The organism is Arcobacter aquimarinus (assembly GCF_013177635.1).
Taxonomy (GTDB): Bacteria; Campylobacterota; Campylobacteria; order Campylobacterales; family Arcobacteraceae; genus Aliarcobacter; species Aliarcobacter aquimarinus.
Map to the genome: position 1 here is coordinate 2002628 of NZ_CP030944.1, position 22122 is coordinate 2024749.

A 22122-nucleotide genomic window follows, 5' to 3' on the forward strand; every position below is an offset into this window, starting at 1 on the left:
TAACTTACCTTTTATTTTACTAATTACGAAATACTTTCATCCATTTTATATACTACTAAAAATATTATGAAAAAATATATTAAATATAATACAACTTGGTGTAAAACATAATATTCCAAAAATATATTAAATTCTAATTCTAAATAATATACTAAAAAGAAAAAAACAATACTACTAAATAAATAAAGATACTGCCAAATAGCTAGAAACTTAAGTTTATTATAACTTACCAAAGTGATACTTAACGTAGATACAATAAACGTAAAAAAAAATATAATTGCCAAATACTGACTTATTTCTCCAGATATTCTCCATTCTTTTCCAAAAATAATTTCAAATATTGTTGGTGAAAATAAATATATAAATATTGACATAGGCAAAGATAACATTAGCAATTTTTTCAATATATTTAAAAATATAGGCATATTCTTAATATTGTTTTTATTATTTTCAGAAATTTTTTCAAAAAATACTTGTGATATAGAATTAGCTATTAAAAGACTTGGTATAGAAATCATTTTCTGTGCAAAAAAGAAATATCCAGAAACAGTAATATTAAATACCTTAGGTATAACAAAAAATGGAATTTGTAGAGTTAAAGTATTTGACAAATCTGAAATCAAATTATATTTTGGAAAATCTTTATATTTTTTAGCAAGAATAATTATTTTTACTAGTTTTATTTTTAATATCAGCCTTTTATTCTTTAAAATATTTTTAGCTAACTTAATATTTGCAAATCCATTTGAAATTATATTTCCTAATATTAATCCACTCACTCCAGATTTTATGAATCCTAGAGAAAGTTGAGCTATAGCTAAAACTATAGATTTTAAAATAGTTGCATTTTTTATATCTTTATAGTTTTTTTTTCTAGTGTTAAAATAATTCAAAATATTAAATAAACCTACTATAAACACTGTGATAGGTACAAAATACAACCAAAAACTTATTTCGTTATTTCCTAATAATTTTGTAAAATAATTATTAAATATTACAACCAAAATTAAAAGTAATAGAGAGATGAAACAATTTATTATAAATCCTAAAGCAAAAATATTTATAGCATCCTCATCTTTTTTAGGAAGCATGATAGCTAATTCGTATCTTCCATTTGCAATACTAGCAAAGATGGAAGTTATAGCCAAAAACAATGCAAGAACACCAAAATCATTCGGTGTATATATTCTTGTGAGTATTGGACTAATAGCTATAGGTATTGCTTGTGCTATTGTAGTTCCTGACATAAGAGTGAGGATATTTCTATTAAATTCTGATTTTGGCTTTAGTTTATTTATCATTAAACGTTTCTTTAGGTTTCCATAATTCTTGTATTTCATTTCTTGACTTTAGAAACAAATCCGATACTTTATCATAATTTTCTGGAAAGTTCAAACCTAATTTATTAAGTAAATTTAAGTCTAAACTTCTTATTCCTCCTGGAGCAGTTAATATCCAAGCATTTTTAAGTTTATAATCAGAAATACTACTTAAAACTCTATAAGCAAATTCATTACTTCCTGAATATCCACCTCCAAGCCATGCAAATTGAAAAAACTTTGCTTCCAATATTATATTTGCACCTGGTGTTGCTCCTGTAGTATCAATTAGATATGTCTGTCTATAATTATTTTTAATACTACTTAACTGATTTATGTAATTCTTCTGTTCATCATCTACTTTTAGTCCTCCAAGTATATCTATTTTATGTATTTGTTCTTTAATTGAAGTATTAAGTCTATAAGGATTTTCATAAGCGTTATCTATAATTATATAAATAGATAAAGATATTACAATTCCTACAATAATTTTTAAATTTTTAATCATGTTATGATACTTATCAAGTATAAAAACTAAACTTATTATACCTGCCACAGGAAATATATATGATAGATTAGAATGAAACCAAATATTATTATTTGTTCCAAAAGATACCGCTATACTTAAATATGATAAAAAAATAAATATTGAAAAACTTTGAAAAAATATATTAAATTTTTCTTTTATATTATTTTCATTAAAAATATATATTAAAAAAATATATATTGAAAAAAATAATATTGTAATATAAAATTTACTAGGCACATCAAAAGGAATAATTACAGGTAAATATAAAATATAAGCAAAATAACTTATAAAAACAAAACTTAAAACTACTAAAAATAAATTACTTGAATAAAAATATCTAGTGATCAATAATGAAAACAATAAATAAATAAATAAATAACATTTATTTATTTGAAAATATATATTTTTTGCATTTTCATAAATAGATATAAAGATATCTTTAAAAGTGTGACCTCCTCCAAGTAGAGAAAGTCTTTCAATTGATTCTTTCAAATTAATTATATAATTAGATAATCCTCCATCAAAAAATATTATATGTAAAATGATAATAAAAATAAAAACAAAAGATATAGAAACAATAGCTTTAAAGAAATCTATTTTTTTATAATTAAATATAATAAAAAATAAAAATGCAGGTAATAATCCTAACAAAGATGTTGGCTTAGCAATAAAAAGTAAAGATAACGAAACTCCTACATAAAAATATTCTAAACTAAATAATTTTCCTCTAATTATATTAATACTATTTATACATCGAAACATTGAAGCTAATATTAATATCATTGCAACTAATGAAAACCAATTATAAGAAGGGGTTAATAACCACCACATATAATAAGCAAGAGAGGATAGAGATATTATTAAAACAAAATACACCTTATTATAAATATCATAATTTAATTGATATTTTTTTTCTATATATTTATAAAGTTCTACGGCAAACCAAAAACTAGCTAACACTAAAATAATGATTCCAAATATTCTAAAAATAGATAAAGTGTAACCTGTTAAATAAAAAAGTAATCCTGTATAATAATTTTCATGAGTAATAACAGAAAATACATCAAAAGGATATATTGCATTTAAAATATAATAACTATCATCAGTTAAATCAAACCCTCTATCTGCATTTAAAATTAAAATTCCAATAAGATATATAAATAATCCAAATACAAATAATATATGAAAATTTGATAATCTTAATAAATTTATAATTATTTTTTTATTCAAAATTAACTCTTTCTTTTTCAATCACTAATGGTCTTTTTTTGCTATATGCATGAATAGAACCAATATATTCTCCAATAATACCTATAAAAAAAAGCTGAACAGATGAAAAAAAGAATAGTCCAATTACAATTGGTGCAACTCCCATACTAAAAGTATCCCAAAATATTATTTTTAGTATAAAATAAACAAATGCAACAACTAGACTTAGTATTGAAATAGAAAACCCTAACATCGTCGCAAGCCTCAAAGGAACTAAAGAGTGACTTGTAATTCCCAACATAGCAACATCATATAAAGTAAAAAAATTACTTTTTGTTATACCTTTAAATCTCAAAGGTTGAGAATATTCTATAAAAAATATTTCCAAACCTATTTCAGATATCAATCCTCTAAAATAAGGATATGGCTCATCCATTTCTCGTAATATTTCAATAATCTTTTTATCATATAACCCATATCCTGTAAAATTATCTATTAAGTCTATATTTGATAATTTATTTACAAACCTATAATACAATTTTCTTACATTAAACATAAATTTATTTTCTTCTGAATTCTTTTTAATTCCTACTATACTCTTATATCCTTCTTCCCATTTTTTAATAAAATCTGGAATAAGAGAGGCTGGATCTTGCATATCTGCTACAAATAATATAACAGCATCTCCATTTGCTTGTAATAAACCATAATATGGGGATTTTATCCAACCAAAATTTCTACTATTTACTATTATTTTTATATTTTTATTTTCTTTTGCCAATTCCTTTAATTTTTCAACTGTTGAATCAGTTGATGCATTATCTATAAAAATATGTTCATATGAATAATTGCTATAGTTTGAAAAAACTTCTTTAATAACTTTTACACATTCATAAATATTATCTTCTTCATTATAACAAGGTGTTACAACACTAATTTTTTTCATTAATTTTCCTCACTTTTTATATACAAAAAATTTATTAAGTAAAAAAGATAGAATAGCAACTGGTATTATTGCCAAAAAACCAGCAAAATATTCATCTATATTAAATAATTTAAAAAATTTAATTAATAAGATATTTGTAATAAACAATACAAAATAAACAACTATAAATTTAAAAATTAAGTTTTTAGCATTTGATTTAAATACATACCTACTTATGGTTTTAAAATTAAATAAAATCCCTAAAATTGTAGCAAACAAAACAGCTACAATATAACTAAACCCAAAAAATATAAATAATGCATAAATAGAGTATCCAAATATAGTATTTATTATTCCTACTAAAATAAAATTAATGATTTGTTTTTTTAACACAAAACTCTCTAATTTTCTTCATCATATAATTAATCGCATCATCACTCATACCAGGATATAATCCTATCCAAAAACTATCATTCATGATTTTATCTGTTACTTTTAAGTCACCAACAATTCTATAATCTTGATCTAAAACCATATGGTCAAACATAGGATGTCTCGTCATATTTCCAGCAAATAAATTTCTTGTTTGTATTTTATTTGCTTCAAGATACTCTACAAGGTCATTTCTCGTAAAGTTTACACCATCTTTTAAAGTCATCATAAATCCAAACCAACTTGGATCAGAGTTTGGTTGTGTCTCTACTAAATGTAATTGTTCTAAATCTTTTAATCCATCATATAGTTTTTTTCGATTCTCTTTTCTTTTTTCAACAAATGTTGGGAATTTTTCAAGTTGAGCACATCCAATTGCAGCTTGCATATCTGAAACTTTTAAATTAAATCCAAAATGAGAATAAACATATTTATGATCATAACCTTTTGGAAGTGTACCAAAGCTTTGAGAGAATCTACATCCACAAGTATTGTCAATTCCACTTTCACACCAACAATCTCTTCCCCAGTCTCTCATTGAAAGCATAATTTTTTTAAGAAGTAAATTATCTGTATAAGTAGCTCCTCCCTCACCCATAGTCATATGATGTGGTGGATAAAATGAACTAGTACCTATATCTCCCCAAGTTCCAGTTGGTTTTCCTTCATAAGTAGAACCTAAAGCATCACAATTATCTTCTATTAACCAAAGATTATGTTTATCACAAAATTCTTTTACAGCTCTTAAATTAAATGGATTCCCTAAACTATGAGCTATCATAATAGCTTTTGTTTTAGGACTAAGTGCTAGTTCAAGTTGTGTTACATCGACATTTGCATGAGTTAAATCCATATCTACAAATACAGGAACTGCACCATATTGAACAATAGGAGCTACTGTTGTTGGGAATCCAGCAGCAACAGTAATAACTTCATCACCTCTTTTTACCTGCCTATCTTTAAGTAGTGGAGAAGTTAAAGCATAAAAGGCAAGAAGATTTGCACTACTTCCTGAATTAACTAAAAAAGCCCATCTAACACCAAGATATTTTGACAATTGTTTCTCAAATTTTTTAGAATAATCACCATATGTAAGCCAAAAATCAAGTGAACTATCAACTAAATATTGCATTTCTATTTCATCAAATACTCGACCTGCATAATTTACTCTACTTTCACCATCTACAAATTTTTTTTCTTGAGCTGGTTTATGAATTAATTCATAATATTCTTTTGTTTTTTGTAAAATCTCTTGTTTTAACTGTTCTTGTTTAGTCATTTAATAATTCCTTGATCTTATTTAAATGCTTTTGATTATGTAAAAAGAAAAAATTTGTTTCAATAGTTTCATCTGTCATAACTTTTATCTCTTTTAATTTATCACCAATAACTAAATAACATCTATAACCCATATCTTTAAATAATTCAATAATTTCATTTGGATGATAGTTAAACTTTGCAGACCATTTTCTAAGCATTTCAGTAAATACTATAGGCTTATAATTACTTATTGTTTCAACACCACCTTTAAAAGTTAATAATTCAGCACCTTCAACATCACACTTAATAAAATCAATTTTTGTTAATTTATTTTCTTTAAAATAATTATCTATAGTATCAACGTGGCATTTTACTTCAATATTTTCCTTTTCTTCATTCATAATAGCTGCTGATGCATTAACTGAACCTTCTTTGTGGAAATAAAAAGTTAAATCTTGTTTTTTATCTGATAACCCAAAATTATTTATTTTTATCTTTGCACCATTTATCTTTACATTTCCTACTAGACTTTCATAGGTTGAAGGAATTGGTTCAAATGTATGTATATCAATATTTTTTTTAGCCTTATAAAGTCCTATAGAATACCATCCCATATTTCCCCCAATATCAAATACTGTATCATTATCATTTATAAGATTAAAAATCATATTCGAATCTTCTTTTTCATAATTTTTAAAATTTAAAATCTCAATAGGTGCTATTCTTTCATCAAACCTATTACAAACTATTTTTATACCTAGTTCTCTAGAAGTCATTATTACACTATTATCTGTTATCTCTATTTTTTGGATGTCTCTACTTTTTATAAACTCTGCATATTCAAATAACCTATCATGATTTTCTTTATACATTCTTGAAATAAAATCAGCTTTATCAACTTTACCATTTAAATACTCTTTTTCTAGTTTTTCTATACCCATAAATAACTCCTTATTGTTTTTCTAAATCCATCTATTATAGAAATACTCGGTTTCCAACCTAATTTCTCAAGTTTATCTATATTAATATTATTTCCTTTTACTGGACTTTCCAAATAATTTTTACTTTGTTCAACAAATACAGCTTTTAACTTTTTTTCTGGAAACATATTTATGAGTACTAGTGCTAATTCTCTAATAGATATTATAGATTTAGAATTAGCCATGTTATAAGCATTATTTTTTTCACCATTTAAAAGTATCATAAAGAAAGCTACTGTAGCATCAGATAAATAGCAAAATGCCCTTTTAACACTTCCATCACTTTTCATCTCAATATTTTCATTATGAATAATATTTTTTACAAAATCAGCAAAAACTCTTCCATCATCTAATTTCATTCCTGGACCATAAGTATGAAATGGTCTTACAATTTTTATAGGAATATTATACTGATGTCCATAACTTACACAAAGATTTTCTCCCATTCTTTTACTTTCACCATAACAAGCTCTAACTGTTGTTGGATCTAAATAACCATATTTATCTTCATTTATAACTTCCCCATCATTTAATTGCCCATAAACTTCACCACTACTAAAGTAAAGATATCCTTCAACTTTATTTTCTATAGCTAAATCTAAAGTGTTTTTTGTACCTAAAATATTTGGCATTATTACCCCTACTGGATCAATATTATAATACTTTGGAGAAGCTGGACTTGCAGCATGAACAATATAATCAATTTTTTCAATTAAATTTATTTCATTAGATACATCTTGAACTATTATTTTAAAATTCTCATCACTTAAATAGTTTGAAAATCTTTCTTTTGTATGCTTTTCATTCCTAACTAAAGATATTACTTTGCAAGGAGAATGCTTTAAAATGTCATTATTTAAAAGTAATAATGTTTCTACCATATAAGCAGGTAAAAAACCATTTGCACCAGTTACTAAAACTGTTTTATTTGCAAATCGTTCCCAATCAATCGATGAATTTATAATTTTATTAAAATCTTCTAATATCATTTTTGTCCTATAATTTTATTGAAATACTTTTTTTATAAACTTAGTAAAACTTGAACATCTGTTATAAATATCTTTATATTTAATTTTCTAAAGGTTTTATGATCATAAGCAAAGCTAATTCATCTTTTGGGATAAATGGATGCATGTCTTCAATGGGTTTATTTACTATTAATTTTGGTTCTACAGTTGTCATTTTAATTGGTAATTCAATATTTATTAACTCTGGCTCATTATTTGACAATATATCTTTTAGTTCAATTTCTAGTTTAGTTATATCGTCAATTTTTCTAGCTTTAAGACCATATGCTTTTGTAATTTCAACTAAATCTGGAACACTATAATCATCAATAGTTCCTAGATATTTTTTATCAAAATAAAGTTCCTGAAATTGTCTTACCATTCCTAAATTTTTATTATTTAAAACAAATATTTTTATAGGTAATTTTCTTCTTTTTATTACTTCTAGTTCTTGAATATTCATCTGAATACCTCCATCACCTGCAATAACAATAGTTCTTTTATTTGAACCTATACAAGCACCAATGGCTGAAGGAAGAGCAAATCCCATTGCACCCATACCACCAGAAAATAAAACTCTTTGAGAATTTTTAGTATTTAGTGATTGAGCAGTCCACATTTGATGCTGTCCAACATCTACACATATATTTTCATCTATTAAATAACTAGAAATGACAGAAATCACATGATTAGGTATTTTTAAATTATTATCTATATCTACAATAGAAGAAAATTGATTTTTATATTCTTCTAATTTTTTTAACCATTTTGTTATATCAATATCTATTTGGTATTGACTTAAATTATTTATAAAATCTTTAATATTACAGTTTATTTCTACATCAACTTTTATTTTAGAACCTAATTCATTTTTATCAATATCAACTTGAATTATTTTTGCTTCTCTTGCAAATGTATCTAAGCTTGTTCCAGTCTGTCTAGTATCTAATCTAGAACCTAATACAAGTATTAAATCACTGTTTGCTAAAGCTAAATTTCCATATCTATTTCCATATGAACCAATCAATCCTAAATTATATTTAAAATCTTCACTTATTGCATCTTTACCCATTAAAGAGTAAACAACTGGAATATTATACTTATTAACATAATTTAACAATTCATCATTAGCATTTGAAAGCCTAACTCCTCCACCAGCTAAAATAATTGGTCTTTCAGATGTTTTTAATAAATTTACAACTTTTTCAATATCATTTTGTTCTTTTTTATTATTTTTTAATTTAAAATATTCTTTACTGTCAAAAAAAGATTCTAAAGAATTTATATCAACTTGGCTTCTTTGAATATTCATAGGAATATCTACAAGAACAGGACCTTTTCTTCCTTCCTGTGATAAATAATAAGCTTTCTCAAGTTCATATTTTATATTATTCACATCATCTATCATTACTGCATATTTTACAATTGGTTTTATTATACTTACAATGTCTGTTTCTTGAAATCCAATTTGGCGTACAGTCTTATCATATTTATACTCATAAGTATTAACTTGACCTGTAATAAACATTGTTGGAACTGAATCAAAATAACAACTTCCAATAGGGGTTATCAAATTTGTTGCTCCTGGTCCACTTGTAGCGAATCCAACTCCAGACTTTCCCGTTATTCTTGCATACCCTTCTGCTGCAAATCCTACACCTTGTTCATGAATACAATTTATTACTTCCATATCTTCATATTTGTCAATTGAATGATAAATATGAGCTATCGCTCCTCCAATATATCCAAATGTTTTATTAATATTTTTATTTAATAAAAATTCTATTATATAATCTGAAATTTTTATATTCATACTGCCCATTCTATATTTTTTGATTTTGCATCTGCAATATAACTTTCTAAATCACTTTTAGTTAATATTTTTTTGTTATTTTCATAATAAGCCTTATACCAATTTACAGTTTTTTTAAATGTAGTTTGACTATCCCAAACATTTTTCCATTTTAAAAGAATATGAGCCTTTGAACAATCAAGTTTTAATAAATTTGCCTCATGAAATTGAGTTGAATCTTGATTTATTTCATAATCTATTTTATTCCAATATTTTTTTACATTTTGAACAACTTCTTCTACGGTAATACTTCCTTCATCACTAGATCCAAAATTCCAAGCTTCTGAAAATTGTATTTTTTCTTCAAGAAGTTTTTGCCCTATAGCTAAATATCCACTTAGAGGTTCAAGTACATGTTCCCAAGGTCTTGTTGCTTTAGGATTTCTAATACTTACTTTTTTACCTTGAGATACAGAAACCATAATATCTGTGATGAGTCTATTTTTAGCCCAATCTCCACCACCTATTACATTTCCAGCTCGGCAAGTTGAAAGTAAAGTATTATGAGTTTTTTTATACTCTTTAATATTAAAATATGAATTTCTATATGAAGAAGCTAAGATATCAGCACATCCTTTAGATGAACTATAGGGATCATATCCACCCATAGGGTCATTTTCTCTATATCCCCAAATCCATTCTTTATTTTCATAAGCTTTATCACTTGTAATATTTACAATAGCTTTTACATTATTATATTTACAAGCTTCAAACACTTTTAAAGTTCCTATTACATTTATTTCATAAGTTTCTATTGGATTTTCATAAGATAATCTTACTAACGGTTGAGCTGCAAGATGAAATACAATATCTGGTTTATACTCTTCAAAAGTTTGATTTAATTTATCCAAATCTCGTATATCTCCAATAATTGAAATAATATCTAAATTTAAGAGTTCTATATGATTTGGATTTGTAGGAGCTTCAAGTGAATATCCAACTACTTTTGCTCCCATTTGATTTAACCAATAAACAAGCCATGAACCTTTGAATCCAGTATGTCCTGTAACTAATACAGTTTGATTTTTATAAATACCAGAAAAAAGATTTTCCATTACCAAATTTTCCATGGAGCTTTGCCACTATCCCAAAGTTTATTTAAATCATTTTTATCCTTTAAGCTATCCATTGGGGACCAAAATCCAATATGTTTATATGTAAACATTTCTCCATCTTTTGCTAAATCTTTAAGTGGTGCTTGCTCAAATATTGTCTTATCACCTTCAGTTATATAATCAAACACTTTTGGTTCACAAACAAAATATCCTGCATTTATAAAATGTCCATCACCCTTTGGTTTCTCTTGAAAACTTACTACTTTGCTATTTATGGTTATTTCTATAGCTCCAAATCTTCCATCTGGTTGATGAGAAGTCATGGTTATTGCTTTTCCATGTGATTTATGGAATTTAACAAGCTCTTCTATGTTTATATCAGCTACACCATCTCCATAAGTAAGCATAAAAGTCTCATTTCCAATAAAATTTTGGGCTCTTTTTATTCTTCCACCTGTCATACTATTTAGTCCTGTATCAAGAAGTGTTATTTTCCATGGTTCACTAGAGTTATTTAAAACTTCCATTTTTCCTGTTTTCATATCAATAGTAACATCACTTTGATGTAAAAAATAGTTTGCAAAATATTCTTTTATATAATAACCTTTGTATCCAAGAAGAATAACAAAATCATTAAATCCATATTTTGAATAAATTTTCATAATATGCCAAAGTATTGGTTTCCCACCAACTTCTACCATTGGTTTTGGTCTAATATCAGTTTCTTCTGATAGTCTTGTTCCATAACCACCAGCTAACAATACTACTTTCATTTAAAATTTTTCCTTTTTTATTAAAGTGATATATTAATACTCGTCTCTAATTAATCAAATCTGCAAACTTAATATTTACTACGATAACTTTTAGCCCAAATTTTCACAAATATATTCAATCTCTTCATCCGTAACATAAGGATTCATAGGTAAACTCATGATTTCTTCTGATACTATTTCTGATATTGGGAAATCACCTTTTTTATATCCAAGATATATAAAACACTCTTGTAAATGTAAAGGCATAGGATAATGTACTGCAGTTGGTATTCCAGCAAGTTTTAGTTTTTCTTGTAATTCATCTCTATTTTTTACTCTTATTGAGTATTGTGCCCAAGCTGATGTAGTTTTTTTATCTACATAAGGTAAAACTATATTTGATTTATTTTCTAAAGCTTTTGTATATTTAGAAGCTACTTCTGCCCTTTTTGCCAAATCTTTTGGATAATATTTTAGTTTTACATTTAAAATAGCTGATTGCATAGTATCAAGTCTTCCACCCATACCTATATATTTATGATGATACCTTTTCGATTGACCATGAAGTCTTAAGCTTTTCATCTTATTTGCTAAATTTTCATCATTTGTAAATACAGCTCCACCATCTCCATAACATCCAAGTGGTTTAGCTGGGAAAAATGATGTAGTTGAGATATCTGCAAGTGCAGAATCGGTAATACCATTATATGTACTTCCAAAACTTTGAGCACCATCAATGATTACTTTAAGATTATGTTTTTTAGCTATTTCACTTATTTTATCCATATCTGCTGGTTGCCCATAAATTGATACAGGAATAATAGCTTTTGTTTTTGGTGTAATCTTTTCCTCTATTTTATTTGGATCAATATTATAAGTTTTTTCATCGATATCAACAAATACAGGAGTTGCTCCTAAAAAAGCTATTGTTTCAGCTGTTGCTATAAAAGTAAAAGGAGTAGTTATTACTTCATCACCTGGTTTTATATCAAGTGCCATCATAGCAAGTAACAAAGCATCTGTTCCATTACTACAAGATACTGCATATTTTGCACTTGTAAATTCTTCTAGTGATTTTTCTAGTTCTTGTACTTCATTTCCCATAATAAAGTTACAATTTCTTGCCACTTGTAATATAGCATTTTCTATCTCTTCTTTATAAAGTTCATGTTGATATTGTAAGTTTGCGAAATCTATCTTCATTTTTACTCTTCTATTAAAATTAAATTATCATTTTCTATTTTATATTTGCTATTATCAAAATTATCAATAGCAATACTATTTTCATCAAATTTTAGTGTATTTCCAGCTTTTGAAACCCATCCAATTTGACGAGCAGGAACTCCAACCATCAAAGAATATGGTTTTACATCTTTATTTACAACTGTTCCACTACCAATAAGTGCATATTCACCTATTGTTACACCACAAACGATAGTTGCATTTGCACCAATAGAACAACCCTTTTTAAGAAGAGTTCTCTTAAACTCTTCTCGTCTAACTATAAATGCTCTAGGATTTGTAACATTCGTAAAAACCATAGAAGGTCCTAAAAAAACATCATCTTCTACTTCTACACCCTCATAAATTGAGATATTGTTTTGAACTTTAACACCATTTCCAATATTTACTTTTGGACCAACTACACAATTTTGTCCAAAAGAACAATTATTACCAATATTTGAGCCACTTAAAATATGTGAAAAATGCCATATTTTTGTATCATCACCAATAATTACATTATCGTCCACATACGATGATTTATGAGCAAAATAAGAAGCCATAATTTATCCTAAAACTTTTTTACAAAAGGGATGATATTCACCCTGAAGTCCAAGAGCAGGAAGGTTTCTAATAACAGAAACTATATTTATAGAATTTCTAGCCTCATCAAGTCCAAATCCTCCACCATTTAAAATATGTTCATAAGATCTAGTATGTAAATCTGTAAATCCTTCGCTAAATTCAAATTCTTCACCATCTACAGTTATACTTCTAAAAGTAGTTTTACCTGTTGCTTTTATTTCTTCTGGAATATAGTCATAATTTACAGATAAGAACCATCTAACATTTGCATTTTTTAACTTCATAAATCCAGCATTTGCATCTGCTTGCTTTAAATGCACTAAGTTTTCTTCAATAGGGCCAAATATCCAAGATAACATATCAAAAAAATGAACACCTATATTTGAAGCAATTCCACCTGATTTATTTTCATCCCCTTTCCAAGAAACAAAATACCATTTACCTCTACTTGTAAGATATGTCAAATCAATGTCATATATTTTATTTGGGTTTTTTTCTAACTCTTTTGCTATTTTATTTTTTAAAGCTATAATAGAATCATGAAGTCTTAATTGTAAAATATTATAAACTTTTTTTCCAGTTTCTTCTTCTATTATTTTTAATTGGTCTATATTATGAGGATTTAAAACTAATGGTTTCTCACAAATAGCATGAGCACCATTTTTAAGTGCAAATCTTATATGAGAATCATGTAAATAGTTTGGTGTTGTAATTCCAATATATTCTATTTTTTTATTTCCATCTCTATGCCATTTATCTACAAATCTATCAAACCTTTCAAATTCAGTAAAAAAATGAGCTTGAGGGAAATTACTATCCATTATACCTATTCCATCATAAGGATCTAGTGCAGCTACAAGTTCATTTCCTGTCTCTTTTATAGCTTTCATATGTCTTGGTGCTATATATCCACTAGCACCTATTAGTGCAAAATTTTTTTTGTTTGGCATTTTTTATAATCTCCATGTTGGATTTTCAACGATGCCTTTAACATCGATGATAATTGATTTACCATTTGACATATTTTCATAGTCTGCAGTTGTGATTTCCTTAAATTTATCATGTCCAACTGCAACTATAATAGAATCATATTTTTTACTATTTAATGGTAATTCATCAATAAAGTTAAGTTTTTTTGTCTCTTTATCACTTCTATCTACCCAATAATCATAAACTTCTACATTACACTCATACTCTTCAAGTTCTTTGATTATATCAAGTACTTTTGAATTTCTCATATCAGGACAATTTTCTTTAAAAGTTACACCCAATACCAACACATTTGCATTTTTAAGTTTTTTATCAAATTTAACCATTTTTTTAATAGCCTTATCTGCTATAAGCTTACTCATACCGTTATTTATTTGTCTTGCTCCCAGAATAAGATTTGGTATGTATCCTAAACTTTGAGCTTTATGAGTTAAATAATATGGATCAACACCTATACAGTGTCCACCAACTAGTCCAGGTGTAAGTTTAATAAAATTCCATTTTGTAGCTGCTGCTTCTATAACATCATGAGTATTGATATTCATAAGATCAAAAATCATTGCAAGTTCATTTATAAGTGCAATATTTACATCTCTTTGAGTATTTTCTATAACTTTTGCAGCTTCTGCTACTTTTATAGTAGGAGCTAAGTGTGTACCTGCGATGATAATTGATTTATATAAATCATCTACTTTTTTAGCTATTTTGGGAGTTGAACCTGAAGTGATTTTAAGTATTTTTGTAACTGTATGTTCTTTATCTCCCGGATTAATTCTTTCAGGAGAATATCCACAGAAAAATGTTTCATTAAACTTTAATCCACTAAATCTTTCTAAAATAGGCACACACACTTCTTCTGTAACACCTGGATATACCGTACTCTCATAAATCACAATATCATCTTTTTTTAAAATTCTTCCAACTGTTTCTGTTGATTTTACAATAGGGGTTAAATCAGGTTCGTTATTATCATCAATAGGTGTAGGAACGGTAACTATATAAATATTACAATCCTTAATATCATCTACATTTAATGTAAACTTCATTCCATTTTTTATAGACTCTCTTACTTGTTTTTCATTTAATTCCAAGGTTCTATCAAAACCACTATTTAGTTCTTCTATTCTTGGTTTATTAATATCAAATCCAACTACTTCATATTTTTCACTAAAAGCATGAGCTAAAGGAAGCCCTACATACCCTAGACCTATAACGCATATCTTATCTTTCAAATTCTTCCCCTTGATGTGTAATATCTAAAATTTGTTTTCTATGTTTATGGATTAAATTATACCAAACTACTTTACTCTTTTTGTACTCTTTTTTGAGTAAATTTCAAAATTTGACATTTTTTAAGGCGCGAATTGTAGCTTATTTACTCTTTAAAGGTGTTTAATAATATTTTCTAAAATTTTATTTCAAAATCTCTTTTAACAAAACATAAGTTTCTATTTTTAAAGAACATTTAGGATATAATCTAGCTTAAAACTACAAATTTTGGAGAAACAAATGAAAGTAATTGAAGGTAATTTAAGATTAAAAGGTAATGAAAAGATTGCTATTATCAATGGAAGATTTAATCATATCATTACAGATAGATTAGTAGAAGGTGCACGTGATGCTTTCAAAAGACATGGTGGAAATGAAGAAAATTTAGAACTAATATTAGTGCCTGGTGCTTTTGAAATTCCTTTTGCTCTTGAAAAAGCACTATCGAGTGGAAAATATGATGCTGTTTGTTGTGTAGGTGCAGTTATTAGAGGAGCAACTCCACATTTTGACTATATTTCAGCAGAAGCTACAAAAGGTATCGCAACAGTTGGAATAAAACATGGAAAACCTGTATCAAATGGTGTTTTAACAACTGATACAATAGAACAAGCAATTGAGAGAGCTGGTTCAAAAGTAGGAAATAAAGGTGCTGAAGCTATGATTACAATCATTGAAATGTTAGATTTATACTCTGAAATGGAGAAATAATTTTGGCAACAAGAACACAAGCAAGGGAGTCAGTAATAGGACTACTTTATGCCTATGATTTAGGAAATGAAGGTATTGTAAAATTTGTAGATGAGATCTTAGAAGAAAAAAAAATTAGAAATCAACAAAAAGAGTTCGCACTAAAACTTTTCAACGGTACAGTTACAAATATCGAAAAAATTGACAATGAAATTGTAACTCACCTAAATCAAAGAACTTTAGATGATTTGGGTTCAGTTGAAAAATCTATTTTAAGACTTGCTATTTATGAGATTTTATTTGAAGATTTACCAAAAGCTATCATAATAAATGAAGCAATTGAATTATCAAAAAGATTAGCAAGTGATGGTGCTCCAAAGTTTGTAAATGGTCTACTTGATAAAGTAATAAAGGCTTAGATTATGAATAATGCTATGAAATTATGTATCTCTTTGGATTTACCAACAGTAAAAGAAAACCTTGAATTAGTAGAACAAATCAAAGATTTTGATGTATGGCTAAAAGTTGGTTTTAGAAGTTTTATAAGAGATGGAAAAAAGTTTTTAGAAGATTTAAAAGCTATAAATCCAAACTTTAAAATATTTTTGGATTTAAAACTTTATGATATTCCAAATACCATGGCAGATGCTGCTCAAGAAATAGCAAATTTTGGAATAGTTGATATGTTCAACGTTCATGCAAGTTCAGGTGTAGAAGCCATGAAAACAGTGATGGATAGAATCAAAGATATTCCAAATAAACCTTTAGTTCTAGCAGTTACTGCTCTTACCTCTTTTGATAATGATAGTTTTAAAGCTATCTATAATGAAGATATAAATACAAAAGCAACACAATTTGCAATAGATACTTTTGAATCAGGAGTTGATGGAGTTGTTTGTTCTGCGTATGAAAGTTTTGATATAAAAAATAACACTTCAAAAGAGTTTATCACTTTATGCCCTGGTATTAGACCTTTTGGTGAAGAAAGTGGTGATCAAAAAAGAGTTGCAAATATTCCATTTTCGAAAGAAAATTTAGTTGATTTTATAGTTGTTGGAAGACCTATATATAAATCTGAAAATCCAAAAAAAGTAGTAGAAGAGATATTAAAAAATATTTAATATCTCTTTTTTATATTTTAAGTGATATTTAAGAGATATGATATTATAATTCCCGTCCTGATTTTATAGTATTAAAATCAAACAGCTGAATATGGACAGTTGGGTGAGCTGGCTGAAACCACCTCCCTGCTAAGGAGACGTACTGGCAACGGTACCGAGGGTTCAAATCCCTCACTGTCCGCCATCGTGGGTCATTAGCTCAGCTGGTTAGAGCACTCGGCTCATAACCGAGTGGTCGAAGGTTCGAGTCCTTCATGACCCACCACTTACAAAGCCTAATTTATGAACTCTTTGGAGTTTTTAAATCGGGCTTTTTTTGTTTGATTATAAACTGCTACTATATCCCAAAGCTTCTCGTATTGCAAAAATCTCTTCAACAGTTTTATACATAGTTTCAATATTTAGCATATTTGGTCCATCACTTTTTGCTACACTTGGGTCTATGTGTGTTTCAAAGAAAAAGCCATCCACACCAACAGCAGCAGCAGCTTTTGCCATAGCTGGAACAAAAGATGAATTTCCTCCTGTTGTTCCTCCTGTGCTTGGAATTTGAACTGAATGTGTAGCATCAAAAATCACAGGAGCATACTGTTTTAATAAAATTAGATTTCTCATATCCACAACTAAAGCACCATATCCAAAAGTATTTCCTCTTTCACAAAGCCAAACACCTGCTTTTTGAGCATTTTCATAATTTACTTCAAAAATCCCTCTTGTATTTAAAATCTTTTCAACTGGGTGTTTCATCGCATCTGCTGCTAAAAATTGCCCTTTTTTGATATTTATAATTGCAGGTGTTTTAGCAGCTGCTACTAGTAAATCCGTCTGTCTACATAAAAATGCAGGAATTTGTAAAATATCCATTATTTCACCAGCTGGTGCTGCTTGATAAGATTCATGAATATCTGTTATTACTTTATATCCAAACTGCTCTTTTATCTCTTGAAATAGTTTTAATCCTTCATCAAGTCCAGGACCTCTAAATGAACTAATACTTGTTCTATTCGCTTTATCAAAACTAGCTTTAAAATAAAAATCCACTCTTTTATCTTCACTTAGTGGTTTTAGCTTTTCAGCTATTCTCATAACTGTATCTCTATCTTCAAGTACACATGGTCCTGTCAATATTTTCATAAAAATCCTTTTAAAATTGTTTGTTTTTCTTTGCCTGTTAATGCATAATAAAATTCATAAATATTTTGGCAAATATACTCTATATCATTTTTAGCATGACTATCACATGCTAACAAAATTTTATCGCCTATTTTTAGTTCTTCTTCCCATAAAGGAAGTAATATTGTATCATTTTCTCTTTGAAGTAACAATGGAACAACATTGTTTTTTAACTCTTTATTATACAAAGAAGTTCCTAGTAAATTTAAAGTTAATTTTTCTTTTGAAAGTAAATATTTATAGAGTTGTGGTGCTTTATTTTCACTTATTTCAAGTTCCAATAATAAAGGTTTTTCATTTATTTCTTTCAACAACCTAGCTACCAATTTTGAAGCCCAAATATTGTCTTTTTTGATAATAAGCTTCAAAAATTTATCACTAAGAGGCATAAGTAAAGCATTTGTAACCTTATTTACAAGAATTTTTGATGGAGTAAAAATATGATTTATATTTGCATTTTTAAATAAAAAATCATCAGCTATATCATTTTCTCTTACTATTGTTACTATATTTGGATTTAATTTTTTTGCCGTTGCTAAAATAGATAAATTTGTAGTGTCATTATCTGTAATTACAGCAATTGCAACCGCTTCTTTTATTCCAACTTCTAATAATAACTCCCTATCATCTGCATTTCCAAAAACTAAATGTGAAATCTCATCTTTTGTTAATTCCATATTTTTGTTTTTATCTATTTCTATTAGTTTTACATCTATATCATGCTCATTTAATTTTTCAAAAACTTTTTTACCCATTCTTCCATAGCCACAAATAATATATAAACCTTTTGGAAAAATTGGTAGAGTGGCATTTAAATTATCAATTCCATAAAGCCACTTTTCAATCTTAAATAAATTAGCAGACCATAAAGCCAAACTTATCTCTGATGAAATTATAGAAAAAGGATTTACAATTACCTCAGCATCTAAATCTTTTAGATTTTCTGTATGATTTGAAGTTGTTGATTTTACTGCAACTTTTACATTTGGATTTAAAGCTTTTGCAATTAGTGTTATTTTTAAATTTAAATCATCATTTTCAAAAAGCGAAACTATGGCTTTGCAATTTCTTTTTTTTAGACCAGCTGCTTCTAAAACTTTTACAGAATAAGTTTCAGTATGTAAAATAGGAACAACTGGGGTAAAGTTTTCTAACTTTAAATTATTTATCTTTGACTTATCTCTTTCTATTACAACTGCTCGTAAACCTTGCTCCATTGCTTTTAAGATTATCTTTTTTGTGATTTGATTATAATCTAAAACCACAATAAATCTTTCATTTAGATTTTTTATCTGTCTTAAAAACTTTGCTTTTTCAAGTTCACTAATAAAAAGCTTATCTTGAAATAAAGAGATTAAAGAACCAATACTATAAAACCAACCAAGAACCGTAAGATAAATACAAAAAGTAACCCATATTCTTTGAGAATATGTAAAAGCATAAGGAGTTTCACCAAAACCAATAGTTGTTGCTGTATAAGAAATAAAATAAAAAGCATCAAAAATGCTCATATTATATACATTTCCTTCAGAATCAACCCCATCTATCAAAGTCAATCCTAAAATAGCAATAGCATAAGTTATTAATATTACTAAAAATGGTTTTCTCATTTTTTGTAATATTATAAATAATGAATTATTTTTCAAAATCTTACTCTATCTTTTTGATTTTAATGTATCACCAACATACAATATAACAGAAGTTAAATTTGCAAGTAATGCCCCACCTGATAAAGATACAATAACAGCCATAATTTCACTATTCATTCCAGAGCCATAAACAGCGATAGTCCAAACAATAGCTGCTGCTATTAATTGAATATCTGCAACCAATGAAGTTGCTAATAAAACAGAACCAACTTGTGTTTTATCACCTAATTTTAGAATAGTAGCTATTAAATTTACAACTATGGCCGCAAATAATTCATATTTACTATGACTTTCAATAGTATGCATATCACCATAAAAAAAACCAAAATTTAGAGTCATTGCTAAAATGATAAAAAAACCTGAAATTACCTTATCTAAATTCATTTTGTTCTCCTTTATCTTTTCCTAAATCTAATTTTCTTCTAAATACCTCATCAAGATTATCATGTACTCTTGAGTTTTTATCTACAAAAAGTAATTTCTTTTGGTCTAATTGTTTTATATTTTTAAGCCCCATAATAGCTAATAAACCTTTTACATTTTTCAAAAGGTTTTTATGATAATTTGCCACATAATTTGCGTGTTTAAACACAAAATATTTTTTTCTTTTGCTTTTATCTTGAGTTGCAAGTCCAACAGGACATTGTCTTCCTGTTGTTCCTGAACAATATCTTGCTCTAATACAACCTGCACTCATCATAAATCCTCTTGCTATTTGCAAGAAGTCTGCTCCTAAACTCATTACAATTATAATATCATCAGGAGTTAATATTTTTCCACTTGCAACAATTCTAACTTTATCTCTAATTCCATAATCTTTTAAAATTTTATCTACTAAATAAACAGAATCTCTAACATCTAAACCAACTCTTTCCATCATTTCAAGTGGTGCTGTTGCGCTTCCACCACTTCCTGCATCAAGAGTAATATAATCAGGATAAGCATCAATTCCAGCATCTACTCTTCTTTTTATCTCTTTAGCATAAGGTTCAATGTTTTCCATATCTGAAATTACTATTTTTATACCTACTGGTTTCCCTGATAACTCTTGAAGTTTTCCAACAAAATCAAATAACTCCTCAATAGTATTAGCATAAGGAAATCTATTTGGAGAAAAAACATCTTTATAGGCTTCAACATTTCTATAATATGCAATTGCTGGAGTTACTTTTGCACCTGAAAGTTTTCCACCTGTTTGTTTTGCTCCTTGAGCAATTTTGATTTCTGTCATTTGACAAAAGCTCATCACTTTTTGATATCTATCTTCATCAAATTTTCCTGTTTTATCTCTAGCTCCATAAAGTCCTGAACTAATTTGAAATACAATATCTGGCATATCAGAGGGAACTTCTTTAGGAAAAACTTCTAAAGGTGCATCCCAATTTGGTCTATAAAATCGTTTTGTTTTTAAATCCAAAATATATGTTTCTGCTTCTGGGTCATTTTTAAAAACCAATTTTCTATAAACATCAGCTGCAAGTGAGCCATTGAAAAAGAATTTAAAAAATCTTTTTATAGATTTATTTAAATGTGTACTATCAACTATTTTCATATATGATTCATCATAATTTTCATGGGTTACAAAAAAGTTTGATGTAACTCCACCTTCACCTGAATTTATTGGAAATCCTCCAAGATAAGAGCCTTGAACAAAAGCTCTTGTTCCTTCTGGAGAGATAGAACCATCACTCATAGCAGACCTTGCTATTATACTTTTTGAGATATAAGGTTTTCTTCTTCTCTCTCCAAAAACTACTTTAAAATCATTTTCTACCTCATCATCATTTAAAACAATATTTGCATGTCTTATCATAAATTTAGGCTTAGCTAAAGGTTGAGATGGAGAAAAAGATGCATAATTTGGTTTATCTCTTGCTGCTTTATAAACCCAATCTAATTTGTCCTTTGATTCGTAGAACTTTTCATCACCAAAATATTGTCTAAAAGGTTCACTAACTTCTTCAAATAAATATCTTAATCTTCCAATAATTGGATAATTTACAAGTAATTGATGTTCTCTTTGTACATATTTATCATGAATATACCAAGCAACAATTACAACAACAAATACAATCCAAAAAACATCAACAAAACTTAACTCCAT

General features: G+C 27.3%; 21 protein-coding genes and 2 tRNA genes. 5 read left to right on the forward strand and 18 right to left on the reverse strand.

Annotated features, from left to right (window positions below):
* Nucleotides 1–23: 23 nt before the first annotated feature.
* The 14 genes from AAQM_RS10115 to AAQM_RS10180 form a co-directional block, all read right to left on the reverse strand.
* Nucleotides 24–1301: an oligosaccharide flippase family protein gene (locus tag AAQM_RS10115; RefSeq protein WP_164967064.1), complete on the reverse strand. Its 1278-nt coding sequence runs from the start codon at nt 1299–1301 to the stop codon at nt 24–26.
* Nucleotides 1291–3078, reverse strand: a complete 1788-nt coding sequence (locus tag AAQM_RS10120) for a hypothetical protein (protein ID WP_129095727.1) — start codon at nt 3076–3078, stop codon at nt 1291–1293. The genes AAQM_RS10115 and AAQM_RS10120 overlap by 11 nt, the downstream gene beginning before the upstream one ends.
* Entirely contained in the window at nt 3071–4003 is a 933-nt protein-coding gene (locus AAQM_RS10125) for a glycosyltransferase family 2 protein (RefSeq protein ID WP_129095726.1), read from the reverse strand. The genes AAQM_RS10120 and AAQM_RS10125 overlap by 8 nt, the downstream gene beginning before the upstream one ends.
* A 9-nt stretch (nt 4004–4012) precedes the next feature.
* The gene (locus AAQM_RS10130) at nt 4013–4375 is read right to left on the reverse strand and encodes a GtrA family protein (protein ID WP_129095725.1); all 363 of its coding nucleotides are present in this window, start codon (nt 4373–4375) and stop codon (nt 4013–4015) included.
* Nucleotides 4353–5693, reverse strand: coding sequence for a lipopolysaccharide biosynthesis protein RfbH (gene rfbH, locus AAQM_RS10135; RefSeq protein ID WP_129095724.1), 1341 nt, complete (start codon nt 5691–5693; stop codon nt 4353–4355). The genes AAQM_RS10130 and rfbH overlap by 23 nt, the downstream gene beginning before the upstream one ends.
* Complete coding sequence (locus AAQM_RS10140) at nt 5686–6615, reverse strand: FkbM family methyltransferase (RefSeq protein ID WP_129095723.1); 930 nt, start codon at nt 6613–6615, stop codon at nt 5686–5688. Before AAQM_RS10140 ends, rfbH begins: the two co-directional genes overlap by 8 nt.
* The gene (locus AAQM_RS10145; protein ID WP_129095722.1) at nt 6606–7643 is read right to left on the reverse strand and encodes an NAD-dependent epimerase/dehydratase family protein; all 1038 of its coding nucleotides are present in this window, start codon (nt 7641–7643) and stop codon (nt 6606–6608) included. Before AAQM_RS10145 ends, AAQM_RS10140 begins: the two co-directional genes overlap by 10 nt.
* A 79-nt stretch (nt 7644–7722) precedes the next feature.
* Nucleotides 7723–9474 (reverse strand): thiamine pyrophosphate-binding protein, encoded by a 1752-nt coding sequence (locus AAQM_RS10150; protein ID WP_206731599.1) that lies wholly within the window; start codon nt 9472–9474, stop codon nt 7723–7725.
* Complete coding sequence (gene rfbG / locus AAQM_RS10155; RefSeq protein WP_228722694.1) at nt 9471–10583, reverse strand: CDP-glucose 4,6-dehydratase; 1113 nt, start codon at nt 10581–10583, stop codon at nt 9471–9473. The genes AAQM_RS10150 and rfbG overlap by 4 nt, the downstream gene beginning before the upstream one ends.
* Nucleotides 10568–11341: a glucose-1-phosphate cytidylyltransferase gene (rfbF, locus tag AAQM_RS10160; protein WP_129095721.1), complete on the reverse strand. Its 774-nt coding sequence runs from the start codon at nt 11339–11341 to the stop codon at nt 10568–10570. The genes rfbG and rfbF overlap by 16 nt, the downstream gene beginning before the upstream one ends.
* 90 nt (nt 11342–11431) lie before the next feature.
* Complete coding sequence (locus AAQM_RS10165) at nt 11432–12523, reverse strand: DegT/DnrJ/EryC1/StrS family aminotransferase (protein ID WP_129095720.1); 1092 nt, start codon at nt 12521–12523, stop codon at nt 11432–11434.
* Nucleotides 12524–12525: 2 nt separating this feature from the next.
* The gene (locus AAQM_RS10170) at nt 12526–13104 is read right to left on the reverse strand and encodes an acyltransferase (RefSeq protein WP_129095719.1); all 579 of its coding nucleotides are present in this window, start codon (nt 13102–13104) and stop codon (nt 12526–12528) included.
* Between the two features lie 3 nt (nt 13105–13107).
* Entirely contained in the window at nt 13108–14076 is a 969-nt protein-coding gene (locus tag AAQM_RS10175; protein WP_129095718.1) for a Gfo/Idh/MocA family oxidoreductase, read from the reverse strand.
* A gap of 3 nt (nt 14077–14079) precedes the next feature.
* Nucleotides 14080–15348: a nucleotide sugar dehydrogenase gene (locus tag AAQM_RS10180; RefSeq protein ID WP_129095717.1), complete on the reverse strand. Its 1269-nt coding sequence runs from the start codon at nt 15346–15348 to the stop codon at nt 14080–14082.
* A gap of 277 nt (nt 15349–15625) precedes the next feature.
* Between AAQM_RS10180 and ribH the strand changes: the two genes are divergently transcribed.
* The 5 genes from ribH (at nt 15626) to AAQM_RS10205 (ending at nt 17461) form a co-directional block, all read left to right on the forward strand.
* Nucleotides 15626–16096: a 6,7-dimethyl-8-ribityllumazine synthase gene (gene ribH, locus AAQM_RS10185; RefSeq protein ID WP_129095716.1), complete on the forward strand. Its 471-nt coding sequence runs from the start codon at nt 15626–15628 to the stop codon at nt 16094–16096.
* A gap of 2 nt (nt 16097–16098) precedes the next feature.
* Complete coding sequence (gene nusB, locus AAQM_RS10190) at nt 16099–16494, forward strand: transcription antitermination factor NusB (protein WP_129095715.1); 396 nt, start codon at nt 16099–16101, stop codon at nt 16492–16494.
* Between the two features lie 3 nt (nt 16495–16497).
* Nucleotides 16498–17196 (forward strand): orotidine-5'-phosphate decarboxylase, encoded by a 699-nt coding sequence (gene pyrF / locus AAQM_RS10195; protein WP_129095714.1) that lies wholly within the window; start codon nt 16498–16500, stop codon nt 17194–17196.
* 93 nt (nt 17197–17289) lie between these two features.
* Nucleotides 17290–17380 (forward strand) — tRNA-Ser (locus AAQM_RS10200).
* A gap of 4 nt (nt 17381–17384) precedes the next feature.
* Nucleotides 17385–17461 (forward strand) — tRNA-Ile (locus AAQM_RS10205).
* A gap of 59 nt (nt 17462–17520) precedes the next feature.
* On the opposite strand, the gene kdsA is transcribed toward AAQM_RS10205, so the two are convergent.
* Genes kdsA through AAQM_RS10225 form a run of 4 tightly spaced genes read right to left on the reverse strand, consistent with a single transcriptional unit; the run spans nt 17521 to nt 22122 of the window.
* A complete protein-coding gene (kdsA, locus tag AAQM_RS10210) occupies nt 17521–18330 on the reverse strand; it encodes a 3-deoxy-8-phosphooctulonate synthase (protein WP_129095713.1) in 810 nt (269 codons plus the stop codon).
* Nucleotides 18327–20015: a potassium channel family protein gene (locus tag AAQM_RS10215; RefSeq protein WP_129095712.1), complete on the reverse strand. Its 1689-nt coding sequence runs from the start codon at nt 20013–20015 to the stop codon at nt 18327–18329. The genes kdsA and AAQM_RS10215 overlap by 4 nt, the downstream gene beginning before the upstream one ends.
* A 9-nt stretch (nt 20016–20024) precedes the next feature.
* A complete protein-coding gene (locus AAQM_RS10220) occupies nt 20025–20402 on the reverse strand; it encodes a DUF6394 family protein (RefSeq protein WP_129095711.1) in 378 nt (125 codons plus the stop codon).
* Nucleotides 20389–22122 carry an FMN-binding glutamate synthase family protein gene (locus AAQM_RS10225; protein ID WP_129095710.1) on the reverse strand — a complete coding sequence of 578 codons (1734 nt, stop codon included), beginning with the start codon at nt 22120–22122 and terminating at the stop codon, nt 20389–20391. Before AAQM_RS10225 ends, AAQM_RS10220 begins: the two co-directional genes overlap by 14 nt.